At 33.2% G+C, this 26,809-nt stretch carries 25 protein-coding genes and 1 riboswitch; of the genes, 19 read left to right on the top strand and 6 right to left on the bottom strand.

The genetic code is table 11. The features are described from left to right. The first annotated feature begins 102 nt into the window (after positions 1-102). From AC0NJG_RS14140 to AC0NJG_RS14130, 3 genes are all read left to right on the top strand, one after another. Positions 103-801, top strand: coding sequence for a response regulator transcription factor (locus tag AC0NJG_RS14140; RefSeq protein WP_087952947.1), 699 nt, complete (start codon positions 103-105; stop codon positions 799-801). Then, positions 791-1,858 (top strand): HAMP domain-containing sensor histidine kinase, encoded by a 1,068-nt coding sequence (locus tag AC0NJG_RS14135; protein ID WP_308900618.1) that lies wholly within the window; start codon positions 791-793, stop codon positions 1,856-1,858. The genes AC0NJG_RS14140 and AC0NJG_RS14135 overlap by 11 nt, the downstream gene beginning before the upstream one ends. An 82-nt stretch (positions 1,859-1,940) precedes the next feature. Beyond that, entirely contained in the window at positions 1,941-2,801 is an 861-nt protein-coding gene (locus AC0NJG_RS14130) for a M23 family metallopeptidase (RefSeq protein WP_087952945.1), read from the top strand. A gap of 55 nt (positions 2,802-2,856) precedes the next feature. On the opposite strand, the gene AC0NJG_RS14125 is transcribed toward AC0NJG_RS14130, so the two are convergent. After that, positions 2,857-4,152 (bottom strand): Nramp family divalent metal transporter, encoded by a 1,296-nt coding sequence (locus AC0NJG_RS14125; RefSeq protein ID WP_001030649.1) that lies wholly within the window; start codon positions 4,150-4,152, stop codon positions 2,857-2,859. 477 nt (positions 4,153-4,629) lie between these two features. Between AC0NJG_RS14125 and trhO the strand changes: the two genes are divergently transcribed. Then, the gene (trhO, locus tag AC0NJG_RS14120; RefSeq protein ID WP_474063156.1) at positions 4,630-5,589 is read left to right on the top strand and encodes an oxygen-dependent tRNA uridine(34) hydroxylase TrhO; all 960 of its coding nucleotides are present in this window, start codon (positions 4,630-4,632) and stop codon (positions 5,587-5,589) included. Positions 5,590-5,805: 216 nt separating this feature from the next. Here the strand turns inward: trhO and AC0NJG_RS14115 are convergent, their stop codons facing one another. Next, positions 5,806-7,281 carry a hypothetical protein gene (locus AC0NJG_RS14115; protein ID WP_061401800.1) on the bottom strand — a complete coding sequence of 492 codons (1,476 nt, stop codon included), beginning with the start codon at positions 7,279-7,281 and terminating at the stop codon, positions 5,806-5,808. A 175-nt stretch (positions 7,282-7,456) separates the two neighbouring features. Here AC0NJG_RS14115 and panE point away from each other — a divergent pair, with 175 nt between their 5' ends. Next, a complete protein-coding gene (gene panE / locus AC0NJG_RS14110) occupies positions 7,457-8,401 on the top strand; it encodes a 2-dehydropantoate 2-reductase (RefSeq protein WP_001221929.1) in 945 nt (314 codons plus the stop codon). A 55-nt stretch (positions 8,402-8,456) separates the two neighbouring features. Here the strand turns inward: panE and AC0NJG_RS14105 are convergent, their stop codons facing one another. Beyond that, positions 8,457-8,585, bottom strand: coding sequence for a hypothetical protein (locus AC0NJG_RS14105; protein ID WP_000031873.1), 129 nt, complete (start codon positions 8,583-8,585; stop codon positions 8,457-8,459). 140 nt (positions 8,586-8,725) lie between these two features. Then, positions 8,726-8,872, top strand: a riboswitch (cyclic di-AMP (ydaO/yuaA leader). A gap of 144 nt (positions 8,873-9,016) precedes the next feature. On the opposite strand from AC0NJG_RS14105, the gene AC0NJG_RS14100 reads away from it, so the two are divergent. The 5 genes from AC0NJG_RS14100 (at position 9,017) to AC0NJG_RS14080 (ending at position 15,884) form a co-directional block, all read left to right on the top strand. Beyond that, positions 9,017-10,843, top strand: coding sequence for an APC family permease (locus tag AC0NJG_RS14100; protein WP_000254896.1), 1,827 nt, complete (start codon positions 9,017-9,019; stop codon positions 10,841-10,843). Positions 10,844-11,436: 593 nt separating this feature from the next. Next, positions 11,437-12,597: a non-hemolytic enterotoxin NHE subunit A gene (nheA, locus tag AC0NJG_RS14095; RefSeq protein ID WP_087994492.1), complete on the top strand. Its 1,161-nt coding sequence runs from the start codon at positions 11,437-11,439 to the stop codon at positions 12,595-12,597. Positions 12,598-12,628: 31 nt separating this feature from the next. Continuing rightward, positions 12,629-13,837 carry a non-hemolytic enterotoxin NHE subunit B gene (nheB, locus tag AC0NJG_RS14090; protein ID WP_000162968.1) on the top strand — a complete coding sequence of 403 codons (1,209 nt, stop codon included), beginning with the start codon at positions 12,629-12,631 and terminating at the stop codon, positions 13,835-13,837. Between the two features lie 107 nt (positions 13,838-13,944). Further along, positions 13,945-15,024, top strand: coding sequence for a non-hemolytic enterotoxin NHE subunit C (gene nheC / locus AC0NJG_RS14085; protein ID WP_474063155.1), 1,080 nt, complete (start codon positions 13,945-13,947; stop codon positions 15,022-15,024). A gap of 233 nt (positions 15,025-15,257) precedes the next feature. Continuing rightward, on the top strand, positions 15,258-15,884 hold the full coding sequence (locus AC0NJG_RS14080; protein WP_088327267.1) for a LysE family translocator: 627 nt from the start codon (positions 15,258-15,260) through the stop codon (positions 15,882-15,884). Between the two features lie 144 nt (positions 15,885-16,028). On the opposite strand, the gene AC0NJG_RS14075 is transcribed toward AC0NJG_RS14080, so the two are convergent. After that, complete coding sequence (locus tag AC0NJG_RS14075; protein ID WP_087952937.1) at positions 16,029-16,685, bottom strand: CPBP family intramembrane glutamic endopeptidase; 657 nt, start codon at positions 16,683-16,685, stop codon at positions 16,029-16,031. Between the two features lie 610 nt (positions 16,686-17,295). Here AC0NJG_RS14075 and AC0NJG_RS14070 point away from each other — a divergent pair. The 8 genes from AC0NJG_RS14070 to AC0NJG_RS14035 all read left to right on the top strand — a co-directional run bounded on the left by AC0NJG_RS14070 (position 17,296) and on the right by AC0NJG_RS14035 (position 24,289). After that, a complete protein-coding gene (locus tag AC0NJG_RS14070) occupies positions 17,296-17,886 on the top strand; it encodes a TetR/AcrR family transcriptional regulator (protein ID WP_087952936.1) in 591 nt (196 codons plus the stop codon). A gap of 387 nt (positions 17,887-18,273) precedes the next feature. Beyond that, positions 18,274-19,221, top strand: a complete 948-nt coding sequence (locus tag AC0NJG_RS14065; RefSeq protein WP_087952935.1) for a sugar-binding transcriptional regulator — start codon at positions 18,274-18,276, stop codon at positions 19,219-19,221. A 309-nt stretch (positions 19,222-19,530) separates the two neighbouring features. Further along, positions 19,531-20,202 (top strand): deoxyribose-phosphate aldolase, encoded by a 672-nt coding sequence (gene deoC, locus AC0NJG_RS14060; protein WP_001017446.1) that lies wholly within the window; start codon positions 19,531-19,533, stop codon positions 20,200-20,202. A gap of 102 nt (positions 20,203-20,304) precedes the next feature. Further along, positions 20,305-21,486: a NupC/NupG family nucleoside CNT transporter gene (locus AC0NJG_RS14055; protein ID WP_000876168.1), complete on the top strand. Its 1,182-nt coding sequence runs from the start codon at positions 20,305-20,307 to the stop codon at positions 21,484-21,486. Between the two features lie 36 nt (positions 21,487-21,522). Next, positions 21,523-22,824: a pyrimidine-nucleoside phosphorylase gene (locus tag AC0NJG_RS14050; RefSeq protein ID WP_002081390.1), complete on the top strand. Its 1,302-nt coding sequence runs from the start codon at positions 21,523-21,525 to the stop codon at positions 22,822-22,824. 33 nt (positions 22,825-22,857) lie between these two features. Continuing rightward, positions 22,858-23,253, top strand: a complete 396-nt coding sequence (locus AC0NJG_RS14045; protein ID WP_474063154.1) for a cytidine deaminase — start codon at positions 22,858-22,860, stop codon at positions 23,251-23,253. A gap of 145 nt (positions 23,254-23,398) precedes the next feature. Then, positions 23,399-23,794, top strand: coding sequence for a DUF2871 domain-containing protein (locus tag AC0NJG_RS14040; RefSeq protein ID WP_087952934.1), 396 nt, complete (start codon positions 23,399-23,401; stop codon positions 23,792-23,794). Between the two features lie 15 nt (positions 23,795-23,809). After that, complete coding sequence (locus AC0NJG_RS14035; protein ID WP_087952933.1) at positions 23,810-24,289, top strand: CcdC family protein; 480 nt, start codon at positions 23,810-23,812, stop codon at positions 24,287-24,289. Between the two features lie 47 nt (positions 24,290-24,336). Here the strand turns inward: AC0NJG_RS14035 and AC0NJG_RS14030 are convergent, their stop codons facing one another. Further along, complete coding sequence (locus AC0NJG_RS14030) at positions 24,337-24,567, bottom strand: DUF896 domain-containing protein (RefSeq protein WP_000789788.1); 231 nt, start codon at positions 24,565-24,567, stop codon at positions 24,337-24,339. A 189-nt stretch (positions 24,568-24,756) separates the two neighbouring features. On the opposite strand from AC0NJG_RS14030, the gene AC0NJG_RS14025 reads away from it, so the two are divergent. After that, on the top strand, positions 24,757-26,040 hold the full coding sequence (locus tag AC0NJG_RS14025) for an aminopeptidase P family protein (RefSeq protein ID WP_474063153.1): 1,284 nt from the start codon (positions 24,757-24,759) through the stop codon (positions 26,038-26,040). Positions 26,041-26,150: 110 nt separating this feature from the next. Here the strand turns inward: AC0NJG_RS14025 and AC0NJG_RS14020 are convergent, their stop codons facing one another. Beyond that, the gene (locus AC0NJG_RS14020; protein ID WP_474063152.1) at positions 26,151-26,696 is read right to left on the bottom strand and encodes a hypothetical protein; all 546 of its coding nucleotides are present in this window, start codon (positions 26,694-26,696) and stop codon (positions 26,151-26,153) included. Positions 26,697-26,809: the final 113 nt, after the last annotated feature.

Below are 26,809 nucleotides of genomic sequence, written 5' to 3'. Positions count from 1 at the left end.
TTATATAATTTAGTCTGAAAATAAAGATTATTCAAGAGGGAATTATAGTTTTGATTTGTGATAAAATTGATTGTGGAATATATTTCAAAAAGAGGTTTGTATATGGAGAAAAATTCAATTTTAATTGTAGATGATGATCAAGATATTATTAGATTTATGAACGTGAATTTAATGCAAGAAGGTTTTAAAGTTTTTAGTGCTCATAATGGAGAAGAGGCTTTAGAAATTATAAATAATAATAGCATTCAACTTGCTATTTTGGATATTATGATGCCACAAATGGATGGGATAGAATTGTGCAGAAGGATTAGAGAGAAACATAGTTTACCAATTATGTTTTTAAGTGCAAAATCATCGGATGTAGATAAAGTTGTTGGATTTAGTACGGGAGCAGATGATTATATAGTGAAGCCGTTTAGTACAATTGAATTTATAGCGAGAGTGAAAGCCCAGTTAAGAAGGTATACATATTTCAATCAACATGCTGTCCAAGTGATAGAAAAGAAAATAAACATTAGAGGTTTAGAAATAGATGAAGTGTCTAGAACAGTAATGTTATATGGAGAAACAATCAATCTTACAAAAACGGAATATGATATTTTGTATTTAATGGCAGCTGCAAAGAATCGTGTATTTACTATTGAAGAAATATATGAGAGCGTTTGGAAAGAAAGAGCCTATGAAAGCAATAATACAGTAATGGTTCATATCGCAAGATTAAGAAATAAAATTGAAGAGGATCCAAAAGAACCGAAGTTTATTCAAAATGTTTGGGGAGTCGGATATAAAATTGAAGATTAAATCATTACAAGGCATTAGAGCTAAGTTTTTTACCGCATTCATATGTAGCATCTTGTTAGCAACTGTAAGTATAATAGTGTTTCAAATTTTAATTGGAAATATATATAGTCATGTTACTGCATTAGAGGAAAAATATTCATTTTTATATTTTATAGTTTTTTTGATTTTTACTACGACATACTTTGCATGTATGACAAAAACAATGATGAAAAGATTGTCTGAAATTAATAAGAACGTGAAGGAAATAAGTAATGGTAATTTTGAAGTACATATACCTATTTCAAAAAATGACGAGATTGGTGAATTAGCGACGAATGTAAATAGAATGGCCAAAAGTTTAAAAGAGTCTGTCGAGAATGAAAAAAAATCACAGGAAATGAAAAATGAAATGATTAGTAATATTTCGCATGACTTACGAACACCTGTAACATCTTTAATCGGTTATGCGGACTTATTACGAAATAAGCTGCATGCAAATGGAGAAGAATGTGAACAGTATGTAAGCATATTAAAGCGAAAAAGTTATGAATTAAAAAATCAAGTAGATGAATTATTAGAATACTGTCAAATAAATTATAGAGAGATTGAATTACATAAAAGTGTAGTAAATATGAAAGCGTTAATGGAACAAATTATGATTGATTTTGTACCACAACTAGATGATGCTAATATGAGTTTTTGTATGAAAGGTGATAAGGAGTTACATGTGGAAATGGATGTAGCGCTTATGGTGAGGTTATTCGAAAATATAATTAGTAATAGTATTATGTACGGGAAAGATGGAAAGGAGATTTTAATTCAAGTTTCTAAAAGAGACATGAATGTTGAAATAGAAATTAAAAATTTTGGACAATGTATTCCAGATGAGAACCTTCCTTACGTTTTTGAGAAGTTTTATCGTGGTGAAAAATCACGCAGCTCTCATACAGGTGGAAAAGGAATGGGACTTGCAATTGCGAGAAGTATAGCAAAACTTCATAAAGGGGATATTTCTGTACGTAGTAACGATACAGAAACAGTTTTCACTATCGTTTTACCGCAGTATAAAGAAATGTAAGAAAGTCGTAAGTATTTCTTACGTATGTTGTAATTTTCAATTCGTATCATGTAGAACAAAGATATGAGAGTAGGGATACAACATGTGGAAGAAATATGTATTAGTAATTTTAGTTGCTTTTTTACTTATAAGTTGGAGTGTAGTTTATTTAGCTAAAGGTGTCATATCAGTCATTGTGTGGTGGAGTATACAAGCCTTTAGCTTCGTATCAAGCTTTATTTTGATAGGGTCAGTATTACTATTTGTGTGGAAAGGCATTTTTAGAAAGCGGATAGATAGTATGCTCCTCTTCATAGTTCTTTTTTCTATAATTGGAGCTTGGCCCTTAGGATGGTTTGCTAATATAGGGGGACTTGCTTACCCAGCAGATATACATTCTATGAGCCCTAAAGTAGTCGTGCGCTTTCCTTTGAATGAACGAGCGTTAGTGGGATGGGGCGGTGATCGATTAGAAACGAACTATCATGTTATAAAACCAAATGAACGATGGGCATATGATATTATTATCCCGCCTACTGAAGTCAAAAGTAGTAAGTTAGAGGATTATGGAATATATGGTGCAGATCTACTAGCACCAGCTTCAGGAACAGTTGTATCAATCAATAATGATGAAACAGATTTAATTCCAGGATCAGATGATTTTCAGTCAATGGCGGGAAATCATATCTATTTACGACTAGATGAAACAGGCACATTTCTGATTCTTGCCCATTTAAAGAAAGGGTCAATTCATGTGAGGGAAGGACAACATGTGAATGAAGGAGAGTTTCTTGCTCAAGTAGGAAATTCAGGAAGTTCAAGTGAGCCCCATTTACATATTCATCATCAAAGGCAGGATCCATCAAAGGTAAGTATGTTTTTAGCAGAAGGATTGCCACTGTACTTTCAAACTGAAAAAGGTGCGATGATGCCGGAAAGAGGGACATATATAAGAGGTAATTAGAAGAGAATTACTTCACTAGAAAAGGTATTCCAATAAACTGGAATACCTTTTCTCATTACCCTACAAATGTTTGATACAGTAAGAAAATATTTAAAATGATAACAAGTATAGCAATGATCCAAGCGATAAAGGTAGTGATGCGGTGATTAACGAGTGCACCCATAATTTTTTTACTACTTGTAAACATAATAAGTGGTACTAATGCAAAGGCAATACCGAATGATAAGACGACTTGACTCATGACTAGAGCGTAAGTTGGATTTACACCTAAAGCGATAATAACTAATGGTGGAATCATTGTAATAAATCGGCGTAAGTATAACGGAATATGCATTCGAATGAAACCTTGCATAATAATATCACCTGACATTGTACCGACAGAAGAGCTAGATAGTCCTGCTGATAAGAGACCAATTCCAAATAAAGCAGCTGATACAGGACCGACTAAGTTGCTAAACTGGTTAAAAGCGACATCAAGATCTTCGACATGCAAGCCATTTTTAAAGAATAGTGCAGCAGCAACAATTAGCATACTTGCATTAATTGCTCCTGCGATAACCATTGCGATAATGATATCTATAAATTCGAATCGGAAAATCTTTTTCTTTTGTTCATCATTTGTTCCGACTACGCGGCGCTGCGTTAAGGCGGAATGTAAATAGATTGCGTGCGGCATAACTGTCGCACCTAAAATTCCGGCTGCAAGTAATATACTGTCTACACCTTGGAATTTTGGAATAAATAGTCCTGAAAGTAAAGGGCTTAATTCCGGTTTTGCATAAAAGACTTGTACACCAAAAGCGATAACAACGATAAAAATCATTCCTGTTATAATAGCTTCTAATGGACGGAAGCCTCTACGTTGAAATTCAAGAATAATAAATGATCCAGCAGCTGTAATTAAAGCTGCCGGTAACATCGGAATCCCAAATAATAAGTACAATCCGAGTGCAGCTCCAATAAATTCAGCTAAATCAGTCGCCATAATAACGAGCTCTCCTTGAATCCATAAACCGATGGAAACAGGTTTTGGGAAGTTTTCTCGAGCGATTTCAGGAAGGTTTCTTCCTGTAGCGATTCCTAATTTAGCAGATAAAGTTTGGATTAATACTGCCATTAAATTAGAAGCAAGAATTACCCAGAGTAATAAATATCCATATTGTGATCCAGCAGCAATATTTGTCGCGAAATTGCCAGGGTCAATATAAGCGACTGAAGCGATGAAAGCAGGACCTAAGAATGGTAATAGTCTTTTTAAACCTTTCGTTTGTCCGCTTAATGCTAAATGCGCTGATTGAACAGTTGTACTTTGAGAAGGGACATGTTCATCTTTTGATATATCTTTATTCATAGTAGTTTTCCCCTTTGGTATGTTAACTTGTTGAAATTATTGTAAGTATTCTTATTCTTTATTTCAATACATTTAAATGTATTAGGTTATATTTTTTATTTGAACATAAATGTTTCCTTAGTGCAAATTATATGCCTTAATACAATGAATGGTGTGGTGTTATTAAAAATTGGGAGTTTATGGTGTGATGAGGCGGGGAAACATAATGAATTAAAGGGCTGTTTTTGAAATTTATGTGAACATAAAGCTGATAATACAGCATATTAATTGATGGAATTGCATTTGTATGATATATAATATATTGGGATTACAACATAACCATAGTGTTTTGATGTGTAATCTTGTTTTTTATTTTTGTTAACTGATAGAAAATAGTATAAAGAAAAGAAAATGGAATTCATTTTCTTATTATATATGTTTTGATATGAACGTTAACTTATACATGATTTAAAAAATTAGATAGGTGGTAGAAATACATTGGCAACTACAAAACCATACAGAGTATTACTATATTACATGTACACAACAATTGAAAACCCAGAAGAATTCGCGGCAGAGCATTTAGCATTTTGTAATTCACTTGAATTAAAAGGAAGAATTCTTGTAGCAAAAGAAGGTATTAACGGAACTTGTTCTGGAACTGTAGAACAAACAGAGAAATACATGGAAGCAATGAATAATGATCCACGTTTTGACGGTATCGTATTTAAAATAGATGAAGCTGATGGTCATGCATTTAAGAAAATGCACGTACGTCCTCGTCCAGAGTTAGTTACACTTCGTCTAGAAGATGACATTAACCCACACGAAATAACTGGGAAGTATTTAGAGCCAAAAGATTTTTATGAAGCAATGAAACAAGAAGATACAGTTATCATTGATGCGCGAAATGATTATGAATTTGATTTAGGTCACTTCAAAGGTGCGATTAAACCTGATATCGAATCATTCCGTGAATTACCAGATTGGATTCGTGAAAATAAAGAAGTACTTGAAGGTAAAAAGATTTTAACGTACTGTACAGGCGGAATTCGTTGTGAGAAGTTCTCTGGTTGGTTAGTTCGTGAAGGTTATGAAGATGTAAGTCAGCTTCACGGCGGAATTGTAACGTACGGAAAAGACCCAGAAGTACAAGGTGAGCTTTGGGATGGACAATGTTACGTGTTCGATGAGCGTATCGCTGTACCAGTAAACCAAAAAGAACATGTTATCGTTGGTAAAGACCATTTTACAGGTGAACCTTGTGAACGCTATGTAAACTGTTCAAATCCAGAATGTAACAAGAAAATTTTATGTTCTGAAAAAAACGAAGCGAAATATTTACGTGCATGTTCTCATGAATGTCGTGTAAGTCCACGTAACCGCTACGTAATACAACATGAATTAACGGAAGAGCAAGTAGCTGCTGCATTAGAGAAAATCGAAGCAGGGAAGTAAACTGAATTCGTATAATAAAAGGGGTACTCCAAGTTTTATTTTGGAGCACCCTTTTTTATTATCCGGTCCTGTTATTTGTCGGTTTTTGTCGGTAAGTCGATATATTAAAAAAATCGCTGATATATTTCGAGTTGCGCCGATATAATCGGAAAATCGCTCATAAAAATTTCACTTACTGCAGCGCGCTACGTATTTGTAATTTGAAATTAATTTTCTTTACTTCTTATCGTCTTCCTCTTTCACAGCAGACAATACAGTTTGTTTAACCCAAGCTTTTCTTCGTTTATGTTGTAGACTCCATTGGTATAAACTTTGCGCACCTAAAATAAGTGAAATGACAATGCCGCTAATCGCAATTAATAGGGCGAAAAATTCAAGAGGTGACGATATTTTGTTTGAATCGGTGTTTCTTAAAAGGTCAATCATAGTAAACCCTAACATTTGGCCCACTACAGAGTAGAGCGTTAAAATTAATAATAAGAGGCTATCTTTTTTAGAGGCGACATTTTCTTGATATTTAAACAAACTATCAAGATTTTGTTTCGCGTTCGAGTATAGAACCTCAATATTAAAAAGTTTTCTTAAACGAAAGAAAATATCTTCACTTTGTGATTGGGATACTAATTCTAAAGAAAAATAATTAGCAGTGAACGAATTGATCGAATAAATTAATTTCTCTATTTCATTAGTATCTTGTTCAATGTTTAGCTCAGCATAGGCGTTAGCCATTTTTAATAAAACAATTTTATGGAATAGGTTTAATAATAAAGCGTAATAAAATTCTCCGTACATTTGACTAGCAAGTTTAGCGATTTCACGTTCTCCTTCATTTGTTACACATGTAAAAATATGTTCTTCCATTATGAAATAACGATTTGGAGCCCATCTCTGGTAAGCGTGTTTTTTTAAATAGTCATGAATGTAAGGAAGGTTATTCGCACTCACATATGGCTTACCATCACTTGTTAATCCGGAAAGACTAGAAGTACGATAAACATCCACTTCATTAAGTTCCATTCCTTCTTTTAGTGACAATAAAGTTTGGACGTACATTCTTTGGTCTTCGAAGAAAGGGAAGGTTTGAAAGTATGAACTTCTTAATCTCTTCTTTTCAAAGAAATCAGTTACGCCATGAAATAAATAACCAAAAATGAATTTTTCAACTTGGGAATACTTTTTTCCGTTACATTCAATACAAATAGTCTCATTTGTATCATTTTTAGTTTCAAGTACACGGAAGCGAGCAGCGAATTCGATTGCTTCGGATAAAGTCATGTTTGGAGCAGTGTTTACTTCTGTTCGAATTGTTAAGAAGCCAAGTTCATAAGGACAAAGTGTTACATCAATAGAGTGTATCTTGAATGGGATTGAAATAAGGTTTGTTGTTAAATGTCCAGCTAAGTTAAGGTCCTTTGAATAACGTTGCAAGCCCTTTTGATGCTCTGAGTGAGGAAAGAGAATTTTATTGGTAAATGAAAGATAGTATGCTTCCATATTTTGATGTGAAACTTTAAACTCCCCATAATATGTATTTTCATCATCGAGATGATCGAGCCGAAAAGGACGAAAATCGTTTTTTTGTAAGAAAGGGAACATCTGTTGTTCATATCCAGCTTTAAACGAAAACGGGAATATAAATTGAAATATAGCTGTTGCTACATCTTTTTCCTCAATTACTTGTATTGCCTCCATCTATATTGTTTCCTTTCCATATATGCTATAGAAACAACATGCCCAAATTTATTTGAAAATAACCACTGTTTTATACTCAATTGAGAGTGAAAATTCAGCTTATTTAGCAGAGGACATGTATAATATTATGTATATTAAAAGTTATAAAATTGTATTTTGAAAAGGGGGATGCTGTATGAGGATTTTAGTATTAGGCGCTGGTGGAGTCGGAGGATTTTTTGGTGGCAGATTAGTCGAAAAGAGAGAAGATGTTACATTTCTTGTTCGTAGTAAACGAAAAAAACAATTAGAGGAAAGAGGACTTGTAATCCGGAGTGTTAACGGGGATTTTTCGTTTCAACCGAAATTAATAACGAAAGAAGAGAGAACTTCTCCATTTGATGTTATTTTATTTTCAACAAAAGCGTATCACTTAAAAGAGGCAATTCAAGATTTGAAGCCGTTTGTTGGCGAAAATACTGTAATCATTCCATTGTTAAATGGTATCGCTCATTTATCGCTATTACAAAAAGAATTCGGTGAAGAAAAAGTAATTGGCGGTTTATGCTTTATCGAGACGACGTTAAACGATCAAGGAGAAATTGTACAAACTAGCGCTGCCAACAGACTTGTGTTTGGAGAAATTAAGTCTCAAAATTCAGAGAGAGTGAAGCATATTTCTAAAGCATTTGCAGGTACGAAATCTAGTTTTGTTTTAAGTGAAAATATTACGCAAGATATGTGGCATAAATATTTATTTATTACTGTAATGTCCGGTGTGACAACGTTAATGCGTGCACCAATTGGACCAATCCGTGAAAGTGAAGGCGGCCGTGATTTTATCCGTAATGTGTTTGAGGAATCTGTACAAATCATGAGAGTATTAGGAGCTCCCGTAAAGGAAAATATTGCCGAGGAACATATGAAAACGATTGATAAAATTTCGTATGATATGAAGTCATCAATGCAACGTGATATGGAAAAGGGTTCGTTTATTGAAGGGAAGCACTTGCAAGGATATTTACTGGATGTAGCAGAGCAATTTTCAATAGCGGCACCATTATTAGGCACTATATATCAAAATTTAAAGGTGTATGAAGAGATGACCTTTAACAGATCTGTAATAGAATTAGATGTATGAAAAAATAAAAAAGAAAGCAATATATAAGTGTATTGCTTTCTTTTTTTATGACAAATTATTTATTTCTTTTTGTTCTATCTGTCAAATTTATTTCCTGTTCACGTTTACCATATAACTGATTAATTTCATTTGCTACTGCATCTAAATAGGAATCGGAAAAAATAGGCTTCTTTTCTTTAGACATATGGGTCTCCTTTATCGATTTTTTAGTATTCATTATGTATATTTCTCAGTGGATTATGCACAATCATTTTAATTTTTTTCTTATTAAAAATTTTTGTTTACTTTTTGAAAATAAAGGAGTATTATAATCCACAGTTTCAATTTTCTAAATCGCTGAAACCGCATGGTACGGGGGACCCGTTTTTACGGATTAGTACATAATCCGATGGGGTGAATCCTTGAAAAAGGTAGGGCTACTCATAGGCCCGAATCCGACAGCTAACCTCGTAAGCGTTATATTGAGAAGGAAGGTGGAGCTTGTGCGACAAAAAAAATAATGTCTACAAGTCTATTTCGCTATGGCTTGTAGACATTTTTTGTTTTCTGAAGAAATAGTTTGCTGGCTGTAACAAGCAGAATCGTTCGTACAAAATTATTGGAGAGTGGACAGCATTGGTTTCATCTATTAAAAGATTTTTAATTGGAAGACCGTTAAAATCAACAGAGCTTGGAGAACAGAAGCTTAATAAAACGAAAGCTTTAGCTATTTTATCTTCTGACGCATTGTCATCAGTTGCTTACGGTCCAGAGCAAATTTTAATTGCTTTAGCAGGTGTTGGAGCGATCGCTTATTGGTATTCCATTCCGATCGCTGTTGGGGTATTAGTATTATTGACGGCCCTTATTTTATCTTATCGTCAAATTATTTTTGCTTATCCGCATGGCGGGGGCGCGTATGTTGTATCAAAAGAAAATTTAGGGATGAATCCAGGCTTAATTGCTGGAGGATCTTTATTAGTTGACTATATTTTAACTGTTGCGGTAAGTGTGTCTGCAGGTACAGATGCGCTCACATCTGCTTTTCCTAGTTTACATGCACATAATGTAATCATTGCGATTATATTTGTTATATTTATTACCATCTTAAATTTAAGAGGTGTAACGGAATCAGCTTCCGTTTTAGCATATCCTGTTTATTTATTTGTTTTGGCACTATTTATATTAATTGGTGTAGGGATATACAATATTTTAACGGGGCACGTGTCACCAACTTTACACACGCCGATTGGAACACCAGTTGCAGGGATTAGTTTATTTTTATTATTAAGAGCATTTGCATCAGGTAGTTCTGCTTTAACAGGTGTTGAAGCAATTTCAAATGCAATTCCGAACTTTAAAGATCCTGCGCCAAACAATGCTGCAAAAACATTGCTTGCAATGGGTGCATTACTTGCAGTTTTATTTTCAGGAATTGTGTTCTTAGCTTATTATTACGGAATTTCTCCAAGTAAAGAAGTAACAGTTGTTTCACAAATTGCTGAACAAACATTTGGACGTAATTTCATGTACTATTTCATACAAGGTACAACAGCTTTAATATTAATCCTTGCTGCTAACACAGGATATTCTGCGTTTCCGTTATTAGCAGTAAACCTTGCAAAAGATAAGTTTATACCAAGAATGTTTACGATTAGAGGAGACCGCCTAGGTTACTCAAATGGAATTATTATACTTGGAATCGCATCGATTATTTTAATTGTAGCTTTCCAAGGGCAAACAGAGCATTTAATTCCGTTATATGCAGTAGGTGTATTTATTCCATTTACCCTTTCTCAAAGTGGTATGGTATTAAAATGGCTTCGTGAAAAACCGGAAGGATGGGCTTTACGATTAACGGTCAATTTAATTGGTGCAGTCATTAGTTTTATCGTAATGAGTATGTTCTTTTTAACTAAATTTGCACAAGTTTGGTCAATCCTTATTTTCTTACCTGTAATTATCTTCTTATTCCACCGAATTAAGAAGCATTATGATGCAGTAGGAGACCAACTAAGTTTAAAAACTTGTGAACGGATTGTTCCGATTGAAGGAAATGTAATTGTCGTTCCAGTAGCTGGTATGACACATGTAGTAGAAAATTCATTGAACTATGCAAAGTCTCTTTCAGCAGATCAAGTTATTGCTGTATATGTCGCTTTTGACAGAGAAGAGGAAAAGAAATTTGAAGAGAAATGGAAGAAGTGGCAACCTGAAGTAAGGCTTGTTACTTTACATTCTCATTATAGAAGTATTATTCAACCGCTAACAAAGTTCATTGATACAGTACAGTATAAAGCGAGTGAATCAAATTACCGAGTTACGGTCGTTATACCACAATTCATTCCGAAAAAAGGTTGGCATAACATTCTTCATAATCAGTCTAGTTTACTCATTCGTGCGTATTTACTCTATAAAAGAAATGTTGTTATTACAACAGTACCATATCATTTGAAAAAATAAGAAGGTTTTTTAAGGATAGCTTTACGAAAGTGAAGCTATCCTTTTTGTGTATACGCTATGCATAATTGCATACGAGTCCAAAAGATATATTGATATAATTTTTACATCTGTGAGTAAGTAGAGGTTTTTGTTGTGATATATAGATATTTCAATTGAAAAAGTAAAGTGGATTATATTTTAAAATAAAGACATGAAAGCTTGAAAATAAAGGGAATGAAAATACTTCTTTACGTTATATAAATAGCTGTGTTTAAATGACCTTACAGTACAAAACTTATATGAAAACAAAATGGAATTTCATATTTATGTATGTGAATTAGTTTAAAATGAATAATATTTTTATGTAATATATTCACTGTATCAATGTGGGAAATAAGATGAAATAGAAAATTCATGCAATGTTATTCATACTAACCACATATGAAAAGTTTTATAACGATAAGTAAGTACTGTAGCAATAAAATTGGGGAGAGATGGTTCGTGCGTGAATCGCGGTGAGAACGTTCTCTATTTTAACCATCTCAAATTATGGGCAAGAAAATAGAATAATAAAATGCGATAGTAATAGTTGCTAATACATAGGAGGAGTTAAAGTGAAAAAGACTTTAATTACAGGGTTATTGGTTACAGCAGTATCTACGAGTTGCTTCATTCCTGTAAGCGCTTACGCTAAGGAGGGGCAAATAGAAGTGAAAACAGTATATGCACAAAATGTAATTGCTCCAAATACATTATCCAATTCAATTAGAATGTTAGGATCACAGTCACCGCTAATACAAGCATACGGACTAGTTATTTTACAACAGCCAGATATTAAGGTGAATGCGATGAGTAGTTTGACGAATCATCAAAAGTTTGCAAAGGCAAATGTAAGAGAGTGGATTGATGAATATAATCCGAAGCTAATTGACTTAAATCAAGAGATGATGAGATATAGTACTAGATTTAATAGTTATTACAGTAAGCTCTATGAACTAGCAGGGAACGTAAATGAGGATGAACAATCAAAAGCAGATTTTACAAATGCATATGGAAAACTACAATTGCAAGTACAAAATATCCAAGAGAGTATGGAGCAAGACTTATTAGAGTTAAATCGATTTAAAACGGTATTGGACAAAGATAGTAACAACTTATCAATTAAAGCTGATGAAGCAATAAAAACACTGCAAGGATCAAGTGGAGATATTGTGAAATTAAGAGAAGATATTAAAAGAATTCAAGGGGAAATTCAAGCTGAACTAACTACTATTTTGAATAGACCTCAAGAAATCATTAAAGGTTCTATTAATATTGGTAAACAAGTATTTACAATCACAAATCAAACTGCACAAACGAAAACAATCGATTTTGTTTCTATCGGTACTTTAAGTAATGAAATTGTAAATGCTGCCGATAGTCAAACAAGAGAAGCCGCTCTTCGCATTCAGCAAAAGCAAAAAGAGCTACTACCACTTATTCAAAGGTTATCACAAACTGAAGCAGAGGCGACACAAATTACATTCGTTGAAGATCAAGTAAGTAGTTTTACAGAATTAATCGATCGTCAAATTACAACTTTAGAAACGTTATTAACAGATTGGAAAGTTCTAAACAATAATATGATCCAAATTCAAAAGAATGTTGAAGAAGGCACATATACAGATAGTAGTTTACTTCAAAAACATTTCAATCAAATTAAAAAAGTAAGTGATGAAATGAATAAGCAAACAAATCAATTTGAAGATTACGTTACAAACGTTGAAGTACATTAAAAATAAGTAACGATATAGGGAGAGAAGAAAAATGACAAAAAAACCTTATAAAGTAATGGCTCTATCAGCACTTATGGCAGTATTTGCAGCAGGAAACATTATGCCAGCCCATACGTATGCAGCTGAAAGTACAGTGAAACAAGCTCCAGTTCATGCGGTAGCAAAAGCTTATAATGACTATGAGGAATACTCATTAGGACCAGAAGGCTTAAAAGATGCAATGGAAAGAACAGGTTCAAACGCTTTAGTAATGGATCTGTACGCTTTAACAATTATTAAACAAGGTAATGTTAACTTTGGAAATGTATCATCTGTTGATGCGGCTTTAAAAGGGAAAGTGATTCAGCACCAGGATACAGCTAGAGGAAATGCGAAGCAATGGTTAGATGTATTGAAGCCACAGCTTATTTCAACGAATCAAAATATCATTAACTACAATACGAAATTCCAAAACTATTATGATACTTTAGTTGCTGCGGTAGATGCAAAAGATAAAGCGACTCTTACGAAAGGTTTAACTAGATTATCAAGTAGTATTAATGAAAATAAAGCGCAAGTGGATCAGTTAGTAGAAGACTTGAAAAAATTTCGAAATAAAATGACGTCGGATACGCAAAACTTCAAGGGTGATGCAAATCAAATCACATCTATTTTAGCTAGTCAAGATGCAGGGATTCCGCTATTGCAAAATCAGATTACAACGTACAATGAAGCGATTAGTAAATATAATGCAATTATTATCGGTTCATCTGTTGCGACAGCTCTAGGGCCAATTGCAATTATCGGTGGTGCAGTAGTTATTGCTACAGGTGCAGGAACACCACTAGGGGTAGCATTAATTGCGGGAGGCGCAGCGGCTGTAGGCGGTGGTACAGCTGGTATCGTATTAGCGAAGAAAGAACTTGATAATGCACAAGCTGAAATTCAAAAAATAACAGGACAAGTTACAACTGCTCAATTAGAAGTAGCTGGGTTAACGAATATTAAAACACAAACCGAGTATTTAACAAATACAATTGATACTGCAATTACAGCGTTGCAAAACATTTCAAACCAATGGTATACAATGGGATCAAAATACAATTCTTTACTTCAAAATGTGGATTCAATTAGTCCAAACGACCTTGTTTTCATTAAAGAAGATTTAAACATTGCGAAAGATAGCTGGAAAAATATTAAAGACTATGCAGAAAAGATTTATGCTGAAGATATTAAAGTAGTAGATACGAAAAAAGCATAATTGAATACGAATCGTTAGAGCGTTAAGTGTTGATGAATGATTTGAAGCTCCTGTTCAGTTGTGAGCAGGAGCTTTTGATATCCTTATAAAGAGAATAGGTGAAAAATATGCAGAAAAGATTTTATAAAAAATGTCTTTTAGCGGTAATGATTGCTGGAGTGGCAACGAGTAACGCATTTCCTTTATATCCTTTTGCAGCAGAACAAAATGTAAAGGTGCTACAAGAAAATGTGAAAAACTATTCCCTTGGACCAGCTGGATTCCGAGATGTAATGGCACAAACGACATCGAGTATATTTGCAATGGATTCATATGCAAAATTAATTCAAAATCAACAAGAGACGGATTTAAGTAAAATAAGTTCGATTAATAGTGAATTTAAAGGGAATATGATTCAGCATCAAAGAGATGCAAAAATTAATGCAACATATTGGTTAAATAATATGAAGCCTCAAATTATGAAAACGGATCAAAATATTATAAATTACAATAATACTTTTCAATCGTATTATAATGACATGTTAATAGCGATTGATCAAAAGGATAGCGGAAAATTAAAAGCGGATTTAGAAAAGTTGTATGCGGATATTGTAAAGAATCAAAATGAGGTAGATGGATTATTAGGGAATTTGAAAGCTTTTCGCGATAGAATGGCGAAAGATACAAATAGTTTCAAAGAGGATACAAATCAGTTAACATCGATATTGGCAAGTACGAATGCTGGTATTCCAGCTCTAGAGCAACAAATAAATACATATAACGATTCGATTAAAAAGAGTAATGATATGGTCATTGCTGGTGGCGTACTTTGCGTAGCGCTAATAACATGTCTTGCTGGCGGGCCGATGATTGCGGTTGCGAAAAAAGATATCGCAAATGCAGAAAGAGAAATCGCCAATTTAAAAGATAGAATTTCAGGAGCACAAGCAGAAGTCGCAATTTTAACGGATGTAAAAAATAAAACAACAAATATGACTGAAACGATCGATGCAGCAATTACAGCACTACAAAACATATCAAATCAATGGTATACAGTAGGTGCAAAATACAATAATTTACTACAAAACGTAAAAGGAATTAGTCCGGAAGAGTTTACGTTTATAAAAGAAGATTTACGTACAGCGAAAGATAGCTGGAAAGATGTAAAGGATTATACAGAAAAATTACATGAAGGTGTGGCAAAGTAAACAGTGGACTAGTTCTGCTGTTTATTTTTTTATCTTGTTTTTTGTGAGAGTTGAACTTGTAATTTTATATATAAGTTTTCATGTGTTTTATCCATGAGGCTTTGGGGTAATATTTAGTCAAATTGATACTAATAACCTAGATAAATTTCTAATCAAGCCTTTTATATGTAATGTTTTAATGAAAAAAGCTATACTGTAAGCAAAATTAAAAATTGGAAAGGAAATACTAGAACATGGAAAATTATTTGTTATTTATCCTTACAGCAATGCTAATCATAATAATGCCTGGTCCTGGTTTTGCACTAGTTACAAAAAATACTATCTCGCATGGCAAAAATGGTGGGATGAAGACTGTTTTAGGAACGATATCTGGAATGATGATTCATACAATAATGGCTACGCTAGGACTCTCTGCCATCCTAATGAAATTCTCTATGTTATTTATATTTATAAAATATGCTGGGGCTTTTTATTTGATTTTCTTAGCTGTAAAGTCAATTAAAAATGCTTTACATAAAAAAGAAGATATGTCAGGTTCAGTAGAAATGGACTCTAAGGATATTGGAGCGATGAAAAGTTTTAGACAAGGGTTTACTACGGCAATTTTAAACCCAAAAACGGCTGTGTTTTTCCTTAGTTTTCTACCCCAATTTATTGTGAGTAATCAAAATCATTTCCTCCAATTTCTTTTGTTAGGGCTCACATTTACGACTTTGACCGCAATATGGTATTTGTTTTATATCTCACTCATACGTCAATTAAGAACTTTTTTAAGAAAAGAACGAGTGAACCGTATAATGGAGGGGATTACGGGCACAGTACTATTAGTATTTGGAGTTAGATTATTTTTCCAAAAATAAAGATGTAAAAAAACCACAGTTTACATCCAAACTGTGGTTTTTTGAAGTGCAAGGAATTACACAAATCATTAGTCGCTATCTAACTTGTAATCCCTGTTTATTAATATTTATTTCAAATTTTTTAACTCTGCAACAGGAACAAGTCTAGTTTAGAATGAAAGTAATGCAATTGTTTAACATATGTATTGCCATAACATATGCAATGGATCTCTTAGAAATAAGATAAGCCGCAGTAAGTATCACCGAGCCAGGTAAATAAATAGCAATATCCGAAAGCTGGTTCGTATGAAGAACTGTAAAAATTATAATCGAAATGATAGATGCAATTGCAGTACCAATGTAATGCGAAAAACGATTTAATATTATATGACGAAATACAATTTCTTCAAGCATTGGACCTAGAATACCAAATACAAGTAATGTAAATATAAGAGGTATCTCCGTACCCGTTTCAAGGAGCTGTTCTTGGTTCTCTGGCTGACCAGTTGCTAGAAAACGCATAACAATCTGTTCCACAATTACCGTAAATAAAACTACCATAGGAATACTTACTATTTTTAGAATTGTCTTCTCTTTGAAATAAGTAAAACTTTCAATAATTTCTTTCCTAAAGAAAATTATTCCCACAATAGCAGGTATAGTCAAACCGATGGCACTAAGAGCAAATTCTGATTCAACTATATTGCTGTTAGTTAAAAGTGATATGCCAAATAATAGGAACAAACCAATTTGAAGTAGTGCAAACAGTGTATAAATTATTAGCATAATAATTTCTTTTTTGTTCATTTTTATAAAGTTCACTTTATTGCCCCCATAATTAAATTACTTATAATCTTTAATTTTTCTTTCTGCATAACGTTCTCCTTTATTTATATAAGATTTCAAACCGGACGGTTCGGTCCGGAATCTAATGATACTATAAGTTTTTAGTTTTTTAAACCCTTTTTCCAAAGTATTAACAAAATCAAAATAGTAAAAAAGCAAATATATTTATATCTCAGTTGCTTTGTTGCAATTTAATTCCAGTAATCATTAATGATTAACCTTTCAATAGAATGAAGTGAGAGTGAGAGTAGTTTAAACCCTTTAGCTAAACATATTAATAAAAACTATATAATAGTCATATGTCTATACACTAAAATTAACTATATAATTTTTACATGTTCTACGATTTTAGGTAAAATTAGTTGTATAACATGACCGAATTAAACAATTGGTCATGTTTCTTTTGACAGAAAGTTCATTCGGATGATATAGATAATGAAATTTGACTAACCTCTTTTCAAACTGTATTGTTTGAGGTTTCCACAAGGTAGGAGTGATACTATATTTCTGTACCAAACTTATTTATAATTACAATAAAAAATTATTTGGGATATTAAGCTCGTTTTTATTAGGAGGATTACAAAGCATGACTAAAGTTGATAAGGTAAAAGAAAAAATTATTGAAACATCTTTATATTTATTTAATACTAATGGGATAACTCGCACATCCATCCAGGATATAATGACAGCTACTGAACTGCCTAAAGGATCTATTTATCGTAGATTTAAAAGTAAAGAAGAAATTGTCCTTGCTGCCTACGACAAAAGTGGTGAGATTATGTGGAGTCATTTTCATAAAGCAATGGAAAATAAAAAGACAGCAATCGATAAAATTCTTGCAATTTTCCTTGTATATCAAGATGCAGCTAATAATCCTCCTATTGCTGGAGGCTGTCCATTACTTAATAGCGCAATCGAAAGTACTGGAGTATTTCCAGAATTACAAAAAGCAGCAGCAAAAGGTTATGATAATACAGTAATGTTAATGGCCTCTCTCATAAAGGAAGGAATAGAGAAACAAGAGCTTAAAGAAGATATAGATATTATATCACTCGCTTCTTTTCTTTCATCTTCAATGGAGGGAGCTATTATGGCAAGTCGCGTATCTAACGATAATATACACCATCATTATTTTATTGAACAAATAAAACATCATCTTTTCTCTTATTCTAAATAAGTGAGAACTTGCATTGTTTCCATACGATTTTTATAAATTTAAATTGAATATATACCCTTCATAAAATGTATCTTCTGTTTATGAGGGGTATTTGAATAGACTTTAGCAAAGGGAGCTTTTTAGATGATGTTTCATGTTTCTTATTGAACGGCTTTGTTATCGTTAATACAGAAAAAGCAATAAAGAATGAATTACATATAAACTGATTTATATGTTGTAAGTGTTTCTATATTGAGTTTGTAAATCTACACAATAAGGTTTCATTGTATATAATACGTAGAATAGAAGTTCAGTTAGATAAAATTCGATAGTCGAATTTTTTTGCATAAAGCTGTATAATGCTTGTAACGAAAGGGAAATACAGGAAGGGATTTGTAATGAGTTACTATGGATAAAGATAAACAACAATTAAGTGTCGAAGTTGCAAGATTATATTATCAATCAGATTATAGTCAGCAAGAAATTGCTAATAAATTAAATATTTCAAGACCGACGATCTCTAGATTATTAAAATACGCGAAAGAAAAAGGATTTGTCCAAATTAGTATAGCTGATCCATTTGCTGATTTAGATAACGTTGGAAATTTACTGAAAGAAAAGTACAACTTGTTAGAGGCGCATGTCGTATTTTCACCTGTTCCAGAATATGCAACGATTACAGAGTATATAAGTAAATATGCTGCTGAGTATATGGAAAAGACGGTTAAAAATGGTGATATCGTTGGTGTAAGCTGGGGAATGACGATGTATGAAATCGCTAGAAAAATCGTACCGCAACATGTAAAAGGTGTAGAAGTTGTCCAGCTAAAAGGTGGTATTAGTCATTCGAGTGTAAATACATATGCGAATGAGACGATAGCTTTATTTGCAGATGCTTTTCAAACGACGCCTAGAAATCTACCTCTTCCAGTTATATTTGATAATGCAGTTACAAAAGAATTAGTAGAGCAGGATCGACATATTCATCACATTATCGAAATGGGAAAACAAGCGAATATTGCAATTTTTACTGTAGGAACAGTGCGAGACGAAGCGCTATTATTTCGATTAGGTTATTTCGATAAGGATGAAACAAATTTACTCAAAAAACAATCGGTCGGTGACATTTGTTCACGTTTCTTTGATGGAGACGGAAATATTAGTAGCGAAGAAATTAATAAGCGTACAATTGGAATTGAGCTAGAGGAACTGAAATTAAAGAAACGCTCTATTTTAGTTGCAGGTGGTAATAGAAAAATAAAAGCAATTGATGGTGCGTTACGTGGTGGGTATGCAAATGTATTAATTATCGATCAACATACGGCTAAAGAATTGTTGCATTATCAAAAAGGTTAAAAATAAAAGGCTTTCTCAAGATATTAATTTTGAGAAAGCCTTTTATTTCGTTATGTATGAAGTATAGAAGTCCTTTTTGGAACACAAATATCCTTTTTAAAAAATAATTATGGATATTGAGATACATACTACCATTGTTAATAGAAAAGTTTGGATTTTAAATAGTAAGCGTTTCTTAGTTAAAATGAGCTTTACTTACTACAGGGAAAATCCTTTTTGAAAAGAATGAACAAAATTTCAAAAGTGTATTTACATTTGTTCAACTAAGGGTTAGAATGAAGTTGTTAAAAGATATGAGGAGTGAAGATAATGAACATTGCAAAGTTAATTGACCATACAATTTTAAAAGCTAATACTACTAAAGAAGATGTTATGAAAGTAATCGAAGAAGCAAAGGAATATAAATTCGCTTCTGTTTGTATTAATCCTACATGGGTAAAGCTAGCTGCTGAAGAATTAGCTGGACATGATGTAGATGTTTGTACTGTAATCGGTTTCCCATTAGGAGCAAGCACGACTGAAACAAAAGCATTTGAAACAAAAGATGCGATTGCAAAAGGTGCAACTGAAGTTGATATGGTAATCAACGTAGGCGCTTTAAAAGATGGCGATAACGAACTTGTTGAAAAAGACATTTATGAAGTAGTACAAGCAGCAAAAGGAAAAGCTCTTGTAAAAGTAATCATTGAAACTTGCCTATTAACAGATGAAGAGAAAGTACGCGCTTGTGAATTATCAGTAAAAGCTGGTGCTGATTTCGTAAAAACTTCAACTGGATTCTCAACTGGCGGAGCCACTGCTGAAGATATCGCATTAATGCGTAAAACAGTTGGACCAAACGTTGGTGTAAAAGCATCTGGTGGCGTTCGTACGCGTGAAGATGCAGAAAAAATGGTAGCTGCTGGAGCTTCTCGCGTTGGAGCAAGTGCTAGTGTTGCAATCGTATTAAATGATGCAAAAGGTGCTACAGATAACTACTAATCATTAATGATGTCAAAAGCAATAGATACACAAAGTAAAGTGTATCTATTGCTTTAACAATTGAAAAGAATGTAAGCGGATACGAATGGGAGGAGACGGCTTATGAAATACTTAATTGGTATTTTTGGCCTCGTATTGATTTTAGGTATCGCTTGGCTTGCTAGTAATGATAGAAAAAAAGTCAAATATCGCCCAATCATAACGATGGTTATATTACAATTCATTTTGGGGTTTTTATTATTAAATACAAGTATAGGGAATATATTAATTAGCGGAATAGCAGATGGTTTTGGAGAGCTATTAAAATATGCCGCTGACGGTGTGAATTTCGTATTTGGTGGATTAGTAAATCAAAAAGAGTTTTCGTTCTTTTTAAGTGTATTAATGCCAATCGTATTTATCTCAGCTTTAATCGGTATTTTGCAACACATTAAAGTGTTACCTATTATCGTAAAATCTATCGGTTTAGCATTAAGTAAAGTAAATGGAATGGGGAAACTAGAATCATATAACGCTGTTGCTTCTGCAATTTTAGGACAATCTGAAGTGTTTATTTCAGTTAAGAAACAACTAGGATTATTGCCAGAGAAAAGAATGTATACATTATGTGCATCTGCAATGTCTACCGTTTCAATGTCTATCGTTGGATCGTATATGGTGTTATTAAAACCGCAATATGTTGTAACCGCTTTAGTGCTTAACTTATTCGGTGGCTTTATTATCGCTTCTATCATTAACCCTTATGAAGTTACTGAAGAAGAAGATATGTTAGAAGTACAAGAGGAAGAGAAAAAGACTTTCTTTGAAGTATTAGGAGAATATATTATAGACGGATTTAAAGTTGCGATTACAGTAGCAGCTATGTTAATTGGTTTCGTTGCTCTTATCGCATTCATTAATGCCGTATTTAAAGGTGTAATCGGTATTTCATTCCAAGAAATTCTTGGTTATGTATTTGCGCCATTTGCATTTATTATGGGTGTACCTTGGCATGAAGCTGTTAATGCCGGAAATATTATGGCAACAAAATTAGTATCGAATGAATTTGTCGCTATGACAGATTTAGCACAAGGAAACTTTAATTTCTCAGATAGAACGACAGCGATTATATCTGTATTCTTAGTTTCATTTGCAAACTTCTCTTCAATTGGAATTATTGCAGGAGCGGTTAAGAGCTTAAATGAAAAGCAAGGGAATGTAGTCGCAAGATTTGGTTTGAAATTACTTTTCGGTGCAACATTAGTAAGTTTCTTATCAGCAACAATCGTAGGCTTATTATTTTAATAGATTCATATCATATAAAAAGGAATGGTGATTGTAATGAGAATGGTAGATATTATTGCGAAAAAACGTGACGGTAAAGAATTAACGACTGAAGAAATCAAATTCTTTATTAATGGATATACAGACGGAAGTATTCCTGATTATCAAGTAAGTGCACTTGCAATGGCAATCTTCTTTAAAGATATGACAGATCGCGAACGTGCAGATTTAACGATGGCAATGGTGGAGTCCGGAGAAACAATCGACTTATCAGCAATTGAAGGAATTAAAGTAGACAAACATTCAACTGGCGGTGTTGGTGATACAACAACATTAGTACTAGGACCATTAGTAGCTGCTTTAGATGTACCAGTAGCAAAAATGTCTGGTCGTGGTTTAGGACATACGGGCGGAACAATTGATAAATTAGAAGCGGTAGAAGGATTCCACGTTGAAATTACGAAAGAGCAGTTCATTGATATTGTAAACCGTGACAAAGTAGCTGTTATTGGGCAAACAGGAAACTTAACACCTGCAGACAAAAAGATTTATGCATTACGCGATGTAACAGGAACGGTTAACTCAATTCCTTTAATCGCAAGTTCAATTATGAGTAAAAAAATTGCAGCTGGTGCTGACGCAATCGTACTTGATGTGAAAACAGGTGCTGGCGCATTTATGAAAACAGAAGAAGATGCAAAAGAATTAGCACATGCAATGGTACGTATCGGAAATAATGTAGGACGTCAAACGATGGCTGTTATTTCAGATATGTCACAACCACTTGGTTTTGCAATTGGTAACGCTCTAGAAGTGAAAGAAGCGATTGATACGTTAAAAGGTGAAGGTCCAGAAGATTTAACAGAATTAGTACTCGTATTAGGAAGTCAGATGGTCGTACTTGCGAAAAAAGCAAATACATTAGAAGAAGCTCGTGAAATGTTAATTGAAGTGATGAAGAACGGAAAAGCAACTGAGAAGTTTAAAGAGTTCTTAAGCAATCAAGGCGGAGATAGCTCAATTGTAGACAATCCAGAAAAAATGCCACAAGCGAAGTATGTAATTGATGTACCTGCAAAAACTTCAGGTGTTATTTCTAACATTGTTGCAGATGAAATCGGTATCGCAGCTATGCTACTTGGTGCTGGCCGTGCAACGAAAGAAGACGAAATTGATTTAGCGGTAGGACTAATGTTACGTAAAAAAGTGGGCGATGCAGTAAAAGAAGGCGAGCCATTCGTAACAATCTATGCAAATCGCGAAAATGTAGAAGATGTAAAAGCTAAAATTTATGAGAACATTTCTATCGCTGAAACAGCAGAGGCTCCTAAATTAGTGCATACAGTTATTACTGACTAATCATCATTACACTTACTTTGAGGGGGAAATAATATGGATAAGAAAAAATATATTGAAGAAGCAAATAAGATGTTAGAAAAAGCATATATTCCGTATTCAAAATTTCCTGTTGGTGCAGCGTTAGTTACGAAAGAAGGTAAAATCTATACTGGTTGTAATATAGAAAATGCTTCTTATGGCTTATGTAACTGCGCAGAAAGAACAGCGATCTTTAAAGCAGTATCAGAAGGTGAGCGCGACTTTAGTTACTTAGTTATTACAGGAGAAACGGACGGACCGATTTCACCGTGTGGTGCTTGTAGACAAGTAATCGCTGAATTCTGTGATTCGAAAATGCCTGTATTATTAACGAATGTAAAAGGCGATGAAAAAGAAGTGACTGTTGAGCAGTTACTGCCAGGTGCTTTCTCAATAGAAGATTTAAAATAAGTTGAAAAAACATTCCACAAATATGAATTGTGGAATGTTTTTTTATATTTAAATATTGAATGTAATATTTTGTTCATATTCCGTTCATAAACTTTGCGTAAAATGATTGCAGCGAATATGGAAAGTTTACAGCAGGAGGAATAGAATGAAGAAATTATATAATGCAGCATTCATTTACTTAATTATCGGTTTATTATCAGGAGTATTTGCAAGAGAATACTCGAAAGCACAAGGGATTAAAGGGTCCACAATGTTGCAATTGGTGCATACACATGTATTAGTGCTCGGTTTCGTATTCTTTTTAATTGCTTTTGCTTTATTTAAAGTGTTTCAAATGCAAGAATCAAAGAGCTTTTGTGCATGGTTTGTTGTTTATAATGTAGGAGTAATCTTTACTATTGCTACAATGCTATGGAGAGGTCTTCTACAAGTAAATGGAACTGACTTTAACGGTTTAAGCCATATGGCTGGATTAGGTCACGTTATTATAAGTATCGGGCTCGTTTGGTTTATGATTTTGCTCAAAAAGTCTGTTAAATAGATAGGAGTGAAGAGGATGATAGCACTTTTATCAAGTATTGTAGCAGTTTGTATGGCTGTTGGGGTAATGTTTCTTCGCTTGAAAGCAGCGAAAAAGCCGGTAACGAAAAAGAAAATAATATTGCCGCCAATTTTTATGAGTACTGGCGCAATGATGTACTTCTTACCAGCGTTTCGATTAACATCGTTAGAAATAGTAGAGGCGATTAGTATAGGACTTATTTTCTCTATATTTCTTATTAAAACAACGAAGTTTGAAATAAGAAATGAACATATATATATGAAACCGTCAAAAGCATTCATATTTATTTTAGTTGGATTATTAGCAGTGCGAGTAGTAATGAAATCATATTTAAGTCAATCAATTGATTTAGCGGAGTTAAGTGGAATGTTTTTCTTACTCGCATTTGCGATGATTGTGTCGTGGAGAATTACGATGTATCGTTCGTTTACTAAATTAGAAAAGACAATAAAAAGAGCTGGAATTTCTATATAGGAAATCCAGCTCTTTTTATGTTTTATTGAAATTCTTTAGCGTAGAACTCATTTGCTTAATTTTAAACGTATTTGAGCATCTTGTAATGCAGCTGGTGTCACGTTAAGACCATTTTGATCAACAATTTTTGTGTTTAATAAAATGGAATCTAAGCTTCCACGAAATGTTTGTGTATAGTTTTGACGCAACATTTGTTGTTCTTGTTTTTCATCAACTGTTAATCCAGATACTTTTTCTTTTTTTGATAATTCGTTAATACGGAATAAAATGTTTTTCATTTGTTTCACCTCTAGTTAGATTTAATAATATTAGTTACTTACTAATATATAGTTATTGTAACGTTTAATTTTAATTATGTCAACAACATCTAAAAAGGTTAAAAATTGACGAAAAATTGTAACAATAATAAAATGAATTGATTAGATAATTATTTTTTTAATCATACATAGAACGCTAGGGGGATTATTATGAAATCAACATTTTTTGCTCAAAATAGAGAACGATTAGTAAACACATTACCAGATGAATCAATTACAATTTTATTTGCTGGACAAGCACCTCATATGTCAGCGGATGCACATTATAAGTTTGTGCCGAATCGGAATTTTTATTATGTAACAGGAATCGATGAACCAAATGTTATTTTCATGTTGAAGAAAATTGGAAAGAGTGTTGAAGAAACACTATTCATTGAAAAGTCAGATCCAGTAATGGAAAAGTGGGTCGGTAAAACAGTTTCTAGCGAAGAGGCAGAGGAAATTTCAGGTATAAAGAAAGTTGTATATTTAGATAGCTTTGAAAAGACAATGTCAAATATATTTTTTACAGAAAATGTGAAGCATCTATTTTTAGATTTAGAGCGTCGTGAGTGGAATGGTACAGAGACAAAAACATTAGCGTTTGCTAAACATGTAAGAGAACAATACCCGCACGTAACAATTAGTAATGTATATCCAAATATTTGTGAATTACGAGTGTTTAAAACAGAAGAAGAAATTGAAATTATGAAAGAAGCGATTGCTGTAACGAAAGACGGTATTTACAACGTACTTAAGCATGCAAAAGCAAACATGATGGAATATGAATTAGAAGCCCAGTTTGATTTCACACTGAAGTCATCTGGCATTAAGCATCATGCGTTCAATACAATTTTGGCGAGTGGGAAAAATGCTACAGTTCTTCATTATGAAGATAATGATGCACAAATTCAAAATGGTGACTTAGTATTACTAGATTTAGGTGCTCAAAAAGACTACTATAACGCTGATATTAGTTATACATTCCCGGCAAATGGAACATTCTCTAGTCGCCAAAAACAAATTTATAATATTGTATTAAAAGCATTGAAAGAAACAACAGAGATTATTAAACCAGGCTTAAAGTTCGCTGCATTAAATGAGCATGCTAAAAAAGTACTTGCAGAAGGGTGTAAAGCGGTTGGTTTAATTCAAGAAGACGAAGAGCTTTCTAAATATTATTATCATGGTGTCAGTCATTTCCTTGGTTTAGATACGCACGATGTAGGGACATACAAAGATAGAGTTTTAGAAGAAGGTATGGTTATTACAATTGAACCTGGTCTTTATATTGAAGAAGAATCAATTGGTATTCGTATTGAAGATGATATTCTTGTAACGAAAGACGGATACGAAAACTTGTCAAAAGATATCATTAGAGAAGTGGAAGAGATTGAAGAGTTTATGAGAGAAAATAATGTACATGTAAAAGAAGATGAGGTTGTTACGAAATAACGATTGGGAAAGACGCTCAAGTTTGAGCGTCTTTTTATTTTGTTCATTTGAAACCGCGATATTTCTTCGAAAAGCATCTTCAATTTATAAAGTCAATTATATTCCAAATGTCAATGTATATGTTGATTATGCCCGGATGAAGATGGGGGAGTATGATCTGGGAATGTCACGAATACGACAATGATAATTACCACACTAATTGAAAGTAATAACAAAAAACGCCGTTGAATAAAAGCAGAAAAGATTTCTGATAAAAGCTGAATCATACATGACATAGTTATCGTTATAGTAAGTAAAAGACTAATGAACAGTATACTATGAGCTTGTTGAGCATTTAGCATTTCTGTAATCATTGCTCCCATCATACTTGCCATTAATCCAGAGAACATTCCTTCTAAAGCAGTGTACAGGTGAAAACGTAGACCAACTAAAAAACCGATACAACCACTAATTAATATAGCAAGCAAAGTAGAATAGAGTAATTCTCCTTTAAAAAGAAAACCGAAATAAAAACCGATACTTAAACCGATACTCATACTAAAAGACATAATAAATACCATATACTCCATTAGGGTACCCTTATGTTTAGACATATATGATGTAATAAGAATCGAGATACAACAAAGTGTTAAGGCTGTTAATGTGTAAGCGAACATTATGATACCTCCCTGTCCTATCATTCATTTCATCATATGTTCATATGGAGAGTTCTTATGCTTATTTATATCTGCAAATTATCTGCACAATTTAATAAATGTAAGCAAGTAGG

This window comes from Bacillus sp. SSR7 (assembly GCF_055902415.1).
Note: the sequence above shows the minus strand (reverse complement) of the source record. Positions and strands in the feature narration are given on the sequence as shown.

Coding starts and splice junctions, on each gene's coding strand:
- AC0NJG_RS14140 (WP_087952947.1), top strand. CDS start 103: ATGGAGAAAAATTCAATTTTAATTGTAGATGATGATCAAGATATTATT.
- AC0NJG_RS14125 (WP_001030649.1), bottom strand. CDS start 4,152: ATGAATAAAGATATATCAAAAGATGAACATGTCCCTTCTCAAAGTACA.
- AC0NJG_RS14050 (WP_002081390.1), top strand. CDS start 21,523: ATGAGAATGGTAGATATTATTGCGAAAAAACGTGACGGTAAAGAATTA.
- nheB (WP_000162968.1), top strand. CDS start 12,629: ATGACAAAAAAACCTTATAAAGTAATGGCTCTATCAGCACTTATGGCA.
- AC0NJG_RS14020 (WP_474063152.1), bottom strand. CDS start 26,696: ATGTTCGCTTACACATTAACAGCCTTAACACTTTGTTGTATCTCGATT.
- AC0NJG_RS14035 (WP_087952933.1), top strand. CDS start 23,810: ATGATAGCACTTTTATCAAGTATTGTAGCAGTTTGTATGGCTGTTGGG.
- AC0NJG_RS14025 (WP_474063153.1), top strand. CDS start 24,757: ATGAAATCAACATTTTTTGCTCAAAATAGAGAACGATTAGTAAACACA.
- AC0NJG_RS14045 (WP_474063154.1), top strand. CDS start 22,858: ATGGATAAGAAAAAATATATTGAAGAAGCAAATAAGATGTTAGAAAAA.
- nheC (WP_474063155.1), top strand. CDS start 13,945: ATGCAGAAAAGATTTTATAAAAAATGTCTTTTAGCGGTAATGATTGCT.
- AC0NJG_RS14115 (WP_061401800.1), bottom strand. CDS start 7,281: ATGGAGGCAATACAAGTAATTGAGGAAAAAGATGTAGCAACAGCTATA.
- AC0NJG_RS14055 (WP_000876168.1), top strand. CDS start 20,305: ATGAAATACTTAATTGGTATTTTTGGCCTCGTATTGATTTTAGGTATC.
- AC0NJG_RS14030 (WP_000789788.1), bottom strand. CDS start 24,567: ATGAAAAACATTTTATTCCGTATTAACGAATTATCAAAAAAAGAAAAA.
- AC0NJG_RS14080 (WP_088327267.1), top strand. CDS start 15,258: ATGGAAAATTATTTGTTATTTATCCTTACAGCAATGCTAATCATAATA.
- panE (WP_001221929.1), top strand. CDS start 7,457: ATGAGGATTTTAGTATTAGGCGCTGGTGGAGTCGGAGGATTTTTTGGT.
- AC0NJG_RS14105 (WP_000031873.1), bottom strand. CDS start 8,585: ATGTCTAAAGAAAAGAAGCCTATTTTTTCCGATTCCTATTTAGATGCA.
- AC0NJG_RS14040 (WP_087952934.1), top strand. CDS start 23,399: ATGAAGAAATTATATAATGCAGCATTCATTTACTTAATTATCGGTTTA.
- AC0NJG_RS14065 (WP_087952935.1), top strand. CDS start 18,274: ATGGATAAAGATAAACAACAATTAAGTGTCGAAGTTGCAAGATTATAT.
- AC0NJG_RS14070 (WP_087952936.1), top strand. CDS start 17,296: ATGACTAAAGTTGATAAGGTAAAAGAAAAAATTATTGAAACATCTTTA.
- deoC (WP_001017446.1), top strand. CDS start 19,531: ATGAACATTGCAAAGTTAATTGACCATACAATTTTAAAAGCTAATACT.
- AC0NJG_RS14130 (WP_087952945.1), top strand. CDS start 1,941: ATGTGGAAGAAATATGTATTAGTAATTTTAGTTGCTTTTTTACTTATA.